14 protein-coding genes are annotated in these 12,660 nt (G+C 72.5%); 4 read left to right on the top strand and 10 right to left on the bottom strand.

Annotation, left to right across the window (positions count from 1 at the left end; translation table 11 throughout):
* Positions 1–18: 18 nt before the first annotated feature.
* Positions 19–825, bottom strand: a complete 807-nt coding sequence (locus AB0C25_RS32845) for a ComEA family DNA-binding protein (RefSeq protein WP_357378481.1) — start codon at positions 823–825, stop codon at positions 19–21.
* A gap of 170 nt (positions 826–995) precedes the next feature.
* On the bottom strand, positions 996–1,415 hold the full coding sequence (locus AB0C25_RS32850; RefSeq protein ID WP_357378483.1) for a DUF6086 family protein: 420 nt from the start codon (positions 1,413–1,415) through the stop codon (positions 996–998).
* A 120-nt stretch (positions 1,416–1,535) separates the two neighbouring features.
* Between AB0C25_RS32850 and AB0C25_RS32855 the strand changes: the two genes are divergently transcribed.
* Positions 1,536–1,739: a hypothetical protein gene (locus AB0C25_RS32855; protein WP_357378485.1), complete on the top strand. Its 204-nt coding sequence runs from the start codon at positions 1,536–1,538 to the stop codon at positions 1,737–1,739.
* 124 nt (positions 1,740–1,863) lie between these two features.
* Here AB0C25_RS32855 and AB0C25_RS32860 read toward each other — a convergent pair whose 3' ends face one another.
* From AB0C25_RS32860 to pepN, 7 genes are all read right to left on the bottom strand, one after another.
* On the bottom strand, positions 1,864–2,238 hold the full coding sequence (locus AB0C25_RS32860) for a VOC family protein (protein WP_357378487.1): 375 nt from the start codon (positions 2,236–2,238) through the stop codon (positions 1,864–1,866).
* A gap of 279 nt (positions 2,239–2,517) precedes the next feature.
* Positions 2,518–3,291 (bottom strand): SDR family oxidoreductase, encoded by a 774-nt coding sequence (locus AB0C25_RS32865; protein ID WP_357378489.1) that lies wholly within the window; start codon positions 3,289–3,291, stop codon positions 2,518–2,520.
* Between the two features lie 3 nt (positions 3,292–3,294).
* Complete coding sequence (locus AB0C25_RS32870) at positions 3,295–4,149, bottom strand: DegV family protein (RefSeq protein WP_357378491.1); 855 nt, start codon at positions 4,147–4,149, stop codon at positions 3,295–3,297.
* 48 nt (positions 4,150–4,197) lie between these two features.
* Complete coding sequence (locus AB0C25_RS32875; RefSeq protein WP_357378493.1) at positions 4,198–4,857, bottom strand: histidine phosphatase family protein; 660 nt, start codon at positions 4,855–4,857, stop codon at positions 4,198–4,200.
* Positions 4,854–5,261, bottom strand: a complete 408-nt coding sequence (rsfS, locus tag AB0C25_RS32880) for a ribosome silencing factor (protein ID WP_357244233.1) — start codon at positions 5,259–5,261, stop codon at positions 4,854–4,856. Before rsfS ends, AB0C25_RS32875 begins: the two co-directional genes overlap by 4 nt.
* Before the next feature lie 110 nt (positions 5,262–5,371).
* Positions 5,372–5,968, bottom strand: coding sequence for a nicotinate-nucleotide adenylyltransferase (nadD, locus tag AB0C25_RS32885; protein WP_357378495.1), 597 nt, complete (start codon positions 5,966–5,968; stop codon positions 5,372–5,374).
* A 722-nt stretch (positions 5,969–6,690) separates the two neighbouring features.
* The gene (gene pepN / locus AB0C25_RS32890) at positions 6,691–9,207 is read right to left on the bottom strand and encodes an aminopeptidase N (protein ID WP_357378497.1); all 2,517 of its coding nucleotides are present in this window, start codon (positions 9,205–9,207) and stop codon (positions 6,691–6,693) included.
* 69 nt (positions 9,208–9,276) lie between these two features.
* On the opposite strand from pepN, the gene AB0C25_RS32895 reads away from it, so the two are divergent.
* On the top strand, positions 9,277–9,495 hold the full coding sequence (locus tag AB0C25_RS32895) for a DUF397 domain-containing protein (RefSeq protein WP_030491749.1): 219 nt from the start codon (positions 9,277–9,279) through the stop codon (positions 9,493–9,495).
* 57 nt (positions 9,496–9,552) lie between these two features.
* On the opposite strand, the gene AB0C25_RS32900 is transcribed toward AB0C25_RS32895, so the two are convergent.
* Complete coding sequence (locus AB0C25_RS32900) at positions 9,553–9,954, bottom strand: hypothetical protein (RefSeq protein WP_357244218.1); 402 nt, start codon at positions 9,952–9,954, stop codon at positions 9,553–9,555.
* A 160-nt stretch (positions 9,955–10,114) separates the two neighbouring features.
* On the opposite strand from AB0C25_RS32900, the gene AB0C25_RS32905 reads away from it, so the two are divergent.
* Entirely contained in the window at positions 10,115–11,362 is a 1,248-nt protein-coding gene (locus AB0C25_RS32905; RefSeq protein ID WP_357378499.1) for a cytochrome P450, read from the top strand.
* Positions 11,363–11,550: 188 nt separating this feature from the next.
* The gene (locus AB0C25_RS32910) at positions 11,551–12,621 is read left to right on the top strand and encodes a glycosyltransferase (protein WP_357378501.1); all 1,071 of its coding nucleotides are present in this window, start codon (positions 11,551–11,553) and stop codon (positions 12,619–12,621) included.
* The last annotated feature ends 39 nt before the right edge of the window (positions 12,622–12,660 follow it).

The raw sequence follows: 12,660 nt of genomic DNA on the forward strand, positions 1-12,660 counted from the left end.
CGGTGACAGGGCGGCGGTTCACACCGTCACCAGGTCCTTGAGCTGCTCGTACCGTGCGTCGCCGATCCCGTCGACCTGACGCAGGTCGCCGACCGCCTTGAACCCGCCGTGCCGATCCCGGTGGTCGAGGATGCGCTGGGCGAGCACCGGCCCGACGCCGGGCAGCGCGTCGAGCTGCGCCAGTGTGGCGGTGTTGAGGTTCAGTGGCCCGGCAGCCGGTGCCGCCACGCCGGCCGCTGGTCCGCCCGGCACCGGCGGCGGCGTCACCCCGACCACGATCAGCTCGCCGTCGGTGACCTTACGGGCGGGGTTGAGCAGCGCCACGTCGACCCCGGGGAGCGGGCCGCCGGCCGCCTGCACCGCGTCGGCGAGCCGGGACCCGGCCGGCAACCGCACCAACCCGGGCTTGCGGACCTTGCCGGCGACCGCCACCACCAGCTCACCGGAGCCGGACGCGCTGAGGTCGCCCGCCGGAGTGGCCGCCACGGCCTCGCTGCCGAGTGGGGCGACCGGCTCGGCGTGTGGCCGGGACCGCCAGGCCCATCCGGCGGCGGCCAGCACCACCACCGCCGCGACGACAGCCAACGCCCGCACACCGCGTCGCCCCGGGTCGAACGCGCCAGGCCCGGACAGCCGCGGGCCTTCCACGGCAAGGGGTACGCCCGCTTCCGGCTCTGCCACCGGCGCCCCGGCCCGCGGCGGCAGCACCCCGGCCAGAGGTACGCCCACGAGCGATGCCCCGGCCGGGGGTGACGACACGTCCAGCGGCGCGCCCGTCAGCCGGCGCAGGCGCTGGCGTACCTCGGTCTCCTCGTCATGCGACACAGGGCGACGCTAGGGCGACGGCGAAGGCGGCGGGGTGTGGCGGCGCCGGCCTGTGGATAACGGACGGCACTGTGGACAACGCCCTGATCAAGCGCAGATCTGCTACGGACTCAGCAGCACGCGGAGCTGGCCGGCTGCGACACGAGGACCCGACGCACGGCTACGCCGTCTCAGTCGGGCATTGCCGCCGCGCGACTCACCGCCAGGCTCAGGAGCCGTTGTCGGTCGGCGTCCGGGTCGAACGCGTCCCACAGCGAGATGTCCCGGTTGGCCCGGGTGACTGGCCGGTCAAGTGCTGGGACGTCGAGGCCGCTGCGGCGCACCAGCACCAGTGCGGTCGGCAGATATCCCTCGATCATGGACTTGAGGATGGGGTGGTTCGTCGACAGGTATCGCGCGGTCAACACGTCGACGAGTGCCGCGAAGGTGGCCCGGTCGATCTGGTACTCGTCCCGATCGACATCCGGATCGACTCCAGACGGGCACCCGGCAACGGGCGCCATCGCCTCGGTCATGCGGAAGAACAGTTGCGCGACGGTGTTGGACGGGTTCCACAGCACCAGATCGCCGACCCGAAAGTATTGACTCACCCGTGCCATGATCGCAGGCGGCCGGAGTGACCTGTCGCGTCCGAGCGGTCCGGGAGCACCACCGTGGTCGCCTTTCAGCTGTATCCCGCTGAGTGGTGCCGTCCTATCTAGACTGCTCGAATGCGGCAGGCGTTGAAGGACCTGACCTTCTCCGAGCATTCCGAGTGGTTCGGCTTGGGCCTGCTGGCGCTTGCCGTCCTGGCCGGCGTCCGCGCGTTCGTGGCCGACGAGCACTTCGCCCGCTGGGCCTGGACCGCCATCGCCGCCCTCATGCTGGTCACCTGCGCCGTCTACGTGCTCTGGACCAGGAAGAAGCGCTCCTGAGCCCGGCATGGAGGGGTGGCTCCTCAGGCCCGACCGTGGGGCGGGTGGTGCCGGCCCGGTGGAATGCGCACCAGGGCCGACACCCGTCCTCGACGAGCGGGTGCGCCGCCGCCGACACCGGTCACTACAGGTATGGCCGGGTGATGATCTCGATGGCGTGGCCGGCCGGGTCGAAGAAGTAGAAGCCCCGCCCACCGTGCTCGGTGTTGGTCTCCCCCTCCCGCTTCAACTGCGGGTCGGCCCAGTACGTGATGCCGCGCCTCTCGACGAACGCCAGGCACCGCACGAACAACTCGTCGTCGACGAGGAACGCGTAGTGCTGCATCTGGATGTCCACCGGTGGCTCGGCGAACTGGAGCAACTGCCCCTCGTCCAGTTGCACGTTGGCGAACGGCCCCCACGAGGGTGCCTCCGGCAACTCGAACAGCTCCCGGTAGAACGCGGCCGACGCGCTCTTGTCCTTGCTGGCGATGATTGTGTGGTTGAACGTGACTGTCATCCGTACCGTCTTCTTCCCGGTCGATCCAAAGACCCGACCGGAGGCCCAGAGCCCGCCGCAGCCACAGCGATGACAAAGCCCCGAGGGCACCGACGCCCCGGATCCCGCACGAGAGACGCGGACCTCGCGTCGATCTCGGCGTGGTGGCTGAAGTAGCCAGAACCTCCGGGGGGTAGGCCCATCTGGGGCGCGCATGGAGGCTAACACAGCGGCCCAGACTGGATCATTCATCGTCGCCGACAGCTAGCGTCGATCGCGGCACCCGCGTCCCACGGGCGGTCAGCGGGCCTCCGGGTCGAGGCCGAGCACGGCTCGTCCCCCGTCCACCGGCAGGACCACCCCGTTGACGAAGCTCGCCGCGGGCGACAGCAGGTACGCGACCGCCTCGGCCACCTCGTCGGCCCGCCCGATGCGACCCACCGGGTGCAGCCGATTCAGCTCGGCGTCGATCCACTCGGCCTGGGTGGGCTCCTGCGCGGCCAGGAATTCCGTGTGCCGTTCGGTGGCGATCGAGCCGAGCGCGACGGCGTTGGCGCGGATGCCGTGCTTCCCGTACTCGACGGCCAGCGCCCGGGTCAGCCCCTCCACGGCGGCCTTCGCCGTCGCGTACGGCAGGGCGCCGGACACGGGCCGGCGGGCCTGGTGCGACGAGACGTTGACGATCGCGCCACCGGCGGCGCGGGCCAGGAACCGGCGGACGGCCACCGCCGCTCCCACCACGGCCGGGCGCAGGTTCAGCCCGATCAGGTCCAGGACCGTGTCGGCTGTCGCGGAGTGCAGCGCGGCGTCGCGGAACACCGCCGCGTTGTTCACCCAGCCGGTCAGCGGCGCCGCGCGTTCGGCCAGCTCGGCGGCGTGCTCGGCCACCCGCTCGTCGCCGGCGTCCCCGAACACCGCGACGAGCCGGTCGGCGGCCGGGTGCCCGGCCAACCAGTCGGCCGCGTCGGCGTCGCGCTCCAACACGACGACTGTGGCACCGGTCGCCACCAGACGTTCCACCACGGCCCGACCGACGCCGCGACCACCGCCGGTCACCACACACGACGTGAGCACCGCTCAACGCCCCGGTCGGCGGTGGACGACCACGCAGGCCAACCCCGGACCGGCGTGCGCGCCGACGACCGCGCCCGCCTCGGAGACGTACGTGTCGTGCAGCCGCGCACCGAGCCGTTCGGTAAGCGCGGTTCGCAGCGCCTCGGCCCGTTGCGGCGCGGCCAGGTGGTGCACCCCGAGGTCCACGTCGTCGTCCCCGGCCGCCTCGACGGCCAGGTCCACGAGCCGCGCCACTCCCCGGCTGGCGGTGCGGACCTTCTCGCGCAGCACGATCGCCCCGTCCGGCATGTGCATGATCGGCTTGACGGACAGGGCGGTGCCGAACAGCGCCTCGGCCGCGTTGATCCGGCCACCTCGGCGGAGAAACTCCAGCGTGTCGACGTAGAAGTAGACGTCGGTGCGGGCGACCGCGGCGAGCGCCGCGTCGCGTACCCCGGCGAGGTCGACGCCGCCCTCGGCGGCGGTGGCGGCCGCGATGGCCGGGAAGCCCAGCCCCATGCCTGCGGAACGGCTGTCCACGACCTCGACCCGGCCGTCCAGGTCGGCCGCGGCCAGGCGGGCGGCCTCAACCGTGCCGGACAGCGCGGCGGAGAGGTGCACCGAGACGATTCCGTCCGCGCCGGCGTCGAGCAGTTGACGGTACGTCCGGGCGAACTGGTCGGGCGCCGGGCGGGAGGTGGTGGCCGTGACCCGCCGGGCGCTCAGCGCCACGGTGGCATCGGCCGGCTGGGTTTCCACCCCCTCCAGCCCCTCCGCGCCGTTGAGCACGACCGTCAGCGGAACCACGGTCAGCCGGTGCGCCTGCAACAGCTCAGGCGGAAGATAGGCGGTGGAGTCGATGACGACCGCGACGGGCATGCTCGGCACGCTAGCCGATCGAGAGCCCCGACGCCGAAGCGCGAGCGCTCAGATCGCGTCGATGGTGACCGGCGCGGTGACCAGGCCGACGTTGTGCGCCCGCAACTGCCAGCCACGGACGTCCTGCGGACGTCCGATCGCCGGCGCGCGGTCGTCGTGCCGTAGCTCGCTCCAGTGGCAGTTGGCCAGGGAACCAATGGTGCGCAACACCCCGGTGTCCCAGCCGAGCAGGTGACCGATGCCCTGCCGGGAACCGCCACCGTGGGTGGCGATCACCACAGTGCCGCCGGGTGCCGCGTCGGCTGCTTCGCGCAACGCGGTGCCGACCCGCTCGCCGAGGTCGTGCAGGGGCTCCAGATCCGCACCCGGATCGGGGTCGCCGGCCCGCCAACGGGCGTACTCCTCGGGGAAACGCTCGGCGACCTCGGTGAGGTGCAGACCCTGCCACTGACCGAAGTGCCGCTCGCGCAGCCGGGCGTCGGTGCGAACCGGAAGGCCCGTCAACGCGGCCAGCGCGGCGGCGGTCCCCACGGCGCGGCTCAGGTCGCTGGCCACGATGGCGTCGGGTCGCAGCGCCGCGAGCAGCGGCGCGGCGGCGCGGGCCTGGTCGCGACCCAGCTCATTGAGGGGTACGTCGGTCTGTCCCTGGACACGGTTGGCGGCGTTCCAGTCGGTGTTGCCGTGCCGCCAGACGATCAGTCGGGTCATTCGGCGGCGGCGGACCCGCTGGCGTCGGCCTCGACCAGGTCGCGATCGACGAACGGGATGGTGGGGCAGTCCTTCCAGAGGCGGTCCAGCGCGTAGAACTCGCGCTCCTCCGTGTGCTGGACGTGCACCACGATGTCGACGTAGTCGAGCAGCACCCAGCGGCCACCACGCTCACCCTCGCGCCGGACCGGCTTGGCCTTGTCCGGCAGCTCGAGCAGGCTCTCCTCGATGGCGTCCACGATGGCCAGCACCTGACGCTCGTTGGGGGCAGCGGCGAGCACGAACGCGTCGGTGATGGCGAGCTGGTCGCCGACGTCGATGATCGTGATGTCCTGCGCCTTCTTGTCAGCGGCGGCCTGGGCGGCCGCCATTGCCAGCTCGTGGGCGCGTTCGGAAACTGTCACCGTTCTCCTTCGATCAAGCGTGCGATCCTCCAAGCGTCTCATACCCGGCGACGCCCCGACCGTGCAGTTCTGGTCGGTTAAATGCACAAACCTGCCGGAATCCGGCGTGGTCAGCGCTGATAGAGGCTCCGCTTGGCGATGTACTGCACCACACCGTCGGGCACCAAATACCAGACCGGCTCACCTCGGGCCACCCGGGCGCGACAGTCGGTCGACGAGATGGACATCGCGGGCACCTGGATCAGGCTGACGGTGTCCGCCGGAAGGTGCTTGTCGGTCAGTGGAAAGCCGGGCCGCGTCACCCCGATGAAATGGGCCAGCTCGAAGATCTCGTCCAGATCCTTCCAGGAGAGGATCCGTTGCAGAGCGTCCGCGCCGGTGATGAAGAACAGCTGCACCTTGGGGCCGTACTCGGCCTGGAGGTCGCGCAGCGTGTCGACCGTGTAGGTCGGCCCCCTGCGGTCGATGTCGACCCGACTGACCTGGAAGCGAGGGTTGGAGGCGGTGGCGATGACCGTCATCAGGTATCGGTCCTCGGCCGGGCTGACCGGTTCGTCGGCCTTCTGCCAGGGCTGCCCGGTCGGGACGAAGACCACCTCGTCCAGGCCGAACCGGTCCGCCACCTCACTGGCCGCGACGAGGTGGCCGTGGTGGATCGGGTCGAAGGTGCCACCCATGATCCCGATCCGCCGGATATCTTCCTCCACCCGATGATCGTAGGCCGACCGCCGGGACCGACCACCCCGGCCCGGGTGAGCGCCCTCACCTCAACCCGGGGCGGGGCGCCGACCCCGGCTCGGGCGAGCGCCCCACCCCGGCCCTGCCACGGGCAGCCGCCTCACCCCGGCGTGGGCGGGTAGGCGCCCCGGCGTGGGCGGGCAGCCGGCCCGGCGCGGGCAGCCGCCCCGGCGCGGGCAGGCGCCCCGGCGCGGGCAGGCGCCCCGGCGCGGGCAGGCGCCCCGGCGCGGGCAGGCGCCCCGGCGCGGGCAGGCGCCCCGGCGCGGGCAGGCAGGCGCCCCGGCGCGGGCTAGCGCCTCATCCCGGCCCGGCGGGACACCGCGACATACCGGGAAGGCGCTCCCTGGCAGCGGTGGTCAACTCGCCTTTCAGGAAATCGGTGCGTCACACCGTCCCGGACACCCCGACTTCAAGAAAACCGAGTCGATCACCGCGAGCGCGGGTCGCAGCACGCGGTCAAGGCGCGCGCGGGCCAAGCCGCACACGGGCCAAGGCGCGCGCGGGCCAAGCCGCACACGGGCCAAGGCATGCGCGGGCCAAGCCGCACACGGGCCAAGGCATGCGCGGGCCAAGGTCGCACGCGAGGGGTAAGTCATCGACTGGGACGCCCCGGTCACGACAGAGCTCGCGCCGCGCTGAGCCGCGGGCGTGGGGTGGCCACCCGCCACCCCACGCCCGACCGCACCCGCCCTCACGCCGCCGCGGCTGCCACCGCCGTGCGGGCGACCAGCGCGCGGCGCAGGTCGTCGTCGGAGTCGGTGACCACCCGACGCAGGCCGGGAGTCAGGTCGTCGCGGGCCAGCAGCGCCGCGGCCGCCTCCCGGGTCGGCTGCGCCACGGCGTAGCGGGGGAACGCCAGCTTCGCGACCCGGTCGGCCGTCCACGGAGTACGTCGGCGCGCGGCCGCCGGCATGTCGGTGAAGTACCGCTCGACGTACGCGGCCGTCAGCTCGGCCTGCTCGGGTTGCCAGAACCCCTCGGCGGTCGCCTCCAGCAGTCGATTCGACAGCTCGGGGTTCCGCACGATGATGTCCCAGGCCGTCTTCTTCGCGACCGGGTCGGGCAGGGCGGCTCGGCAGCGGGTGGCCCGTTCCGCGCCGGTGGAGCTGTTGTCGGCGGCCACCTCGACGGCGATTTCCGCCTCGCCGGCGGCACCCAGCACCACCAACCGGTGCAGCACCGCCCAGCGCAGCTCCTCGTCGACCCGCAGCCCGGCCGGCACGTCCCGGCCGGCGAGCCAGCCGACAAGCAGGTCGGCGTCGGTGGTCGCGGAGATCCACCCCCGCGCGGCGGCCAACTGCAACGACTCTCCCGCCGGTGCGCTGTCGAGCAGCCGCTGGCACGCCCCGGCGACCCGGGCCAGCGCCGTGGACCGGGCCAGCGGGTCGAGGTAGCGGTCCACCAACGACCGGCTGAGCGTGAGCACGTCCTCCGCGATGATCACTTCGGTCTCGGTGGGCAGCGCGGCGGCCATCAGGTCGACCAGGCCGATGACCGGCCGCTCCCCGTCGGTCGCCGCGTCCAGTGCCTCGCCCCAGAGGAGCGCGCGGGTGAGCGGGTCGGCCAGGCGGGGCAGCAGCAGCGCGACCGTCTCCGCCGACGCCGGGTCGAGGCGCACCTTGGCGTAGGTGAGGTCACCGTCGTTGAGCAGCAACAGTCGGGCCGCCGGCGTGCCGGCCAACGCCCCCAGCACGGTCCGGCCGCCGTCGGCCACGGGGTCGATGTCGAGGTCGTCGCGGTGCACCGTGCCATCCGCCGCGTAGCGGCCCACGCCGATCCGGTGCGGGCGCAGCACCGGGTGCGACGCCGGTGCGGTCTGCACCACGGCCACGTCGGTGTAGCGGCCGTCGGCGTCGACGGTGACCTCGGCGCGCAGGGTGTTGACCTGCGGCCGGCGCAACCACACGTCGGCCCAACCGGACAGGTCCCGACCGCTGGCGGTGGAGAGGCTGACCAGCAGGTCGGCGAGCGTGGCGTTGCCGAAGCGGTGCTCGGCGAAGTGCGCGTTCAGGCCGGCGAGGAACGCCTCGTCGCCGAGCCACGCAACCAGTTGCCGCAGCACGCTGGCGCCCTTGGCGTACGAGATGCCGTCGAAGTTGAGCAGGCCCTCGTCGGCGTCGACCACCTCCGGCGGGGCGACCGGGTGGGTGGAGGGCCGCTGGTCGGCCGCGTACCCCCAGGCCTTGCGGCGCATGGCGAAGGTCGTCCAGGCCTGGTCGAAGCGGGTCGCCTCGGCGGTGACCCGGGTGCCCAGGTATTCCGCGAAGGACTCGTTCAACCACAGGTCGTCCCACCAGCGCATGGTGACCAGGTCGCCGAACCACATGTGCGCCATCTCGTGCGCGATCGTGGTGGCCCGCGACTCCCGCTGTGTGTCGGTGACCGCCGAGCGGAACACGTAGTCGTCGCGGAAGGTGACGATGCCCGGGTTTTCCATGGCGCCGGCGTTGAACTCCGGCACGAACGCCTGGTCGTACTTGCCGAACGGGTAGCGCTCGGTGAAGAGCTGGTGGAACCGGTCCAGGCACTGCCGGGTGACGGTGAAGATCTCCTCGGCGTCGGCGTCCAGGTGCTCGGCGAGCGAACGGCGACAGTAGATGCCCAGCGGCACGCCGTCGTGCTCGGCCCGCCGCACGTGGTAGGGACCGGCGATCAGCGAGAAGAAGTACGTGGCCAGCGGCGCGCTGGGGGCGAACTCCCACCGACCCGGAGCCGGCGTGGCAGCGACCTCGGCGTTGCTGGAGACCGTCCACTCCGGCGGCGCGGTCACCGACAGCACGACGGGAGCCTTGAGGTCGGGCTGGTCGAACGCGGCGAAGATGCGCTGCACGTTGTCGAGGAAGCTCACCGCGTAGAGGTACGTCTCGCCGTCGGCCGGGTCGACGAAGCGGTGCATCCCCTCACCCGCGTTGGAGTACGCCATCTCCGCCTCGACGACGAGCGTGTTGTCCGCGCCGAGGTCGGTGAGCGGCAGCCGGTTGTCGGTCAGCAGGTCGGCGTCGAGGTCGCGGTCGTTGAGGCGTACCGCCAGCAGTCTGGCGGGCTTGAGCTCGGCGAAGGTCGCGGTGCCGGGCGTGGCCCGGAACCGGATCTCGACGTGCGAGCGGAACAACTCCGCGCCGACGGTCAGGTCGAGGTCCACCTGATAGGACTCGACAGTAATCGCCGCGCCACGCGCGGTCGCCTCTACACGGGTCAGGCTCGGCATCCGCTTATCCTGCCCGATGGGGATCGACTCACGGTCACCACACGACCCTCGGCACTGGAGGAAAGAACAATGGCGCAGCACCCCAAGGGCGACTTCGACCTCTCTCGGGCGGTCTGGCAGCGGGCCGAAGGGGACACCTCCGACAGCGCCGTCGAGGTCGCCTTCGTCGACGACCTGATCGGGATGCGCAACTCGGCCGAGCCCGAGGGGCCGGTGCTGGTCTTCACCCAGGCCGAGTGGGACGCGTTCGTGGCCGGCGCGCAGGACGGTGAGTTCGACCTGGACTGATCGCGCCGACAGGTGTGCGGTGGCCGCCAATCCGGGACGGGTGACCCGGGTTGGCGGTCAGCCACGGACGGGGCCATCGCCGTCGCCCCAGCCGAGACCGCCCGGCCCCGGGGCGTGGTGGAAGCCCGGATGACCGGCCACGTCGACACAGCGTTCGCCGTCCGGGCCGACCGCACCGCAGAACAGCCGCTCGGCCCGCTGCCAGGCGTCGGCCGGCGACAGGGCCGCCGCGCCGAGCGCCACCTCCGGGCGGAGCAGGGTCAGCGCCTCCGCGTATGCCACGGCCAGCTCGCGGGCCTCGACCACGGTGGGCGCGGTGAAGCCCAGGTGCACGGTGAAGAACCGGTGCGGACGATCCGGTCGCCGAGGCGGACCGATCAGAGGCCGCCCGTCACGTCCGCCGCCCGGTGCCCGGACCGTTCGCCGCTGCCGCCAGTGCGGCGATGTGTTGTCGCGCATCCGCCCTCCCCGTTGTTGCCCCACCAGCAGCAAACCAAATTCCGCCGCTCGTGGGAGGGGCCAGCCGGCGTGCCGTCGGCGCGGGGATTCAGCGGCGGTGACGGGGGTACCCGCAACCGGCCCGGCGGCGAACCGGGCCGCACCCGCGTGAGGAGACCCGATGGCGACCATGCCGGCCGACCGCAGCCCGGACAGCACCCTCGCCCTGCTCCGCGCCGGCTACCGGTTCATCGGCGAACGCTGCGAGCGGTACGGCAGCGACGTCTTCCAGACCCGGATCCTGCTCGCCCCGACCATCTGCCTGCGCGGCCGGCCGGCGGCGACGGTGTTCTACGACAACGAACGCTTCCAACGCGCGACCGCGATGCCCCTGCGAGTGCAGCGGACCCTCACCGGTCGGCGGGGCGTACAGGGGCTGGACGGTCCGGAGCACGCCGACCGCAAGGCCATGTTCATGTCGATCATGACGCCGACCGCCATCCGGCACCTCGGCCAACTCTTCGACGACGAGTGGCGGGCCCGGATCCCCGCCTGGGAGGCCGCCGGGCGGCTGCCGCTCTACGACGAGCTGGGCCGTCTGCTGACCCGGGTGGTCTGCGCCTGGGCCGGGGTGCCGCTGCCCACGTCGCAGGTCGAGCGACGCGCCGTCGACCTGCACGCGATGATCGAAGGGCCGGCGGTGCTCGGTCCCCGGCACTGGCGGGGACGACTCGCCCGGCACCGCGCCGAACGCTGGCTCGCCGGCCTCATCGAACGCACCCGGGTCGGTCTCTTCCCAGCGCCGGCCGGGAGTGCCCTGGCCGTGATCGCCGAGCACCGGGACCGGCGGGGCCAGCTCCTCCCCCGGCGGATCGCGGCGGTGGAGCTGCTCAACGTGCTGCGGCCGGTGGTCGCCGTGGACCAGTACATCGCGTTCGCCGCGCTCGCCCTGCACGACCATCCGAGCTGGCGGGACCGGGTCCGCGACGACGACGAGGCCACCGGGGACTTCGTCCAGGAGGTACGCCGTTACTACCCGTTCTTCCCGATCGCGGCGGCCCGGGTCAAGCACTCCTTCGACTGGCAGGGCCACCACTTTCCGCGGGGTCGACGGGTGCTGCTCGACCTGTACGGCACCAACCACCACCCGACCCTCTGGCCGCAACCGGAGTTGTTCCGTCCGGAACGGTTCGCCGGACGACGCGTGGACCCGTTCGAGCTGATCCCGCAGGGCGGCGGTGACCATTGGGCCGGACACCGTTGCGCTGGCGAGTGGATCACCATCGACCTGATGAAACGGGCGGTCGCCAACCTGACCGGCACCATGCGCTACGACGTACCCGTCCAGGATCTGGCCCTGGACCTGCACCGGATGCCGGCGCTGCCGCCCCTCGGCCTGACCCTCAGCAACGTCCGCCGCACCGCCTGACGAGCACCGCAGCTCGCTCCGGTGTTGGTCGTCCGTCTCCTCCACCGGACATCCGGGGATGGACAGCTCTTTCCGGCAGCGCTTCCCGGCGTCCGGCGGTCGAAACAACATGTCCGCTCGATCGGTGGGAATGCGGGCAGGTGCTGGTCGACCACCGGTACCAGCTGTCCTGGCGAGGAGGGACGTCGATGTCCTTGTTCAGCCCACCTGGTGACGCCGCCCGCGGGTGGGGCGTCGCAGACGACCGTGCCGGCGCGACGCCGGTCCACCTGCCGATGACGTACGTGCTGCCGCTGCGCTGGCACGCCGACACCGGCCTGGCCGAGCTGACGGGTTACCTGCGGTGGCTGGCCGACCGGGTCGAGGTGATCGTGGTCGACGGATCCGCACCGGACGTGTTCGCGCGGCACGCCGACGCCTGGCGGGAGCTGGTCCGGCACCTGCCGCCCGACGCCACCGCGCGCGGGCTCAACGGCAAGGTGATCGGCGTACGCACGGGGGTGCGGGCGGCAGCCCACGAGCACGTGGTGATCGCCGACGACGACGTCCGGTACGACCAGGCCGGGCTGACCGCCGTGCACCGGCTGCTGGCCCGGGTCGACCTGGTCCGACCGCAGAACTACTTCGACCCGCTGCCCTGGCACGCCTGGTGGGACACCGGCCGGACGTTGCTCAACCGAGCGCTCGGGGACGACTACCCGGGCACCCTCGCGGTGCGGCGCAGCACCTTCCTCGGCATGGGCGGGTACGACCCGAACGTGCTCTTCGAGAACCTGGAGCTGATCCGTACCGTCCGGGGGTACGGCGGTGTCGAGGCCAAGCCGGCCTGGCTGTACGTCCGCCGACTGCCGCCGGATGCCGCGCACTTCCGCGGTCAGCGGATCCGTCAGGCGTACGACGATCTGGCCCAGCCGGCTCGCCTGCTGACCGCGCTCGCGGTCCTGCCGGGGCTGGCCGCGGCGGTCGCGGCGCGCCGGCCCAGGCTGCTGCTCGGCGCGGCGGCCGGGGTGGTCGCCCTGGCCGAGGCGGGTCGTCGGCGTGCCGGCGGGGACCGGGTGTTTCCGCCGACCACGGCCCTGGCTGCCCCGCTCTGGCTGGTGGAGCGCGGGGTGTGCGGTTGGCTGGCGGTAGCCCAGCGGGTCCTGCTCGGCGGCGTCCGCTACGGCGACACCCAGATCCGCCGAGCCGCCAATCCCGCCCCCCATCGCCCGCTGTCCCGCGCGATCGTGCGCTTCCGGTCGGGGCAGGACAGCCCGTAGGAGAAAAATCAGCCGAAGCGGAAGATCGGCGGGTGAGGT

The sequence above is a fragment of the Micromonospora sp. NPDC048839 genome (assembly GCF_040649915.1).
Classification (GTDB): domain Bacteria; phylum Actinomycetota; class Actinomycetes; order Mycobacteriales; family Micromonosporaceae; genus Micromonospora.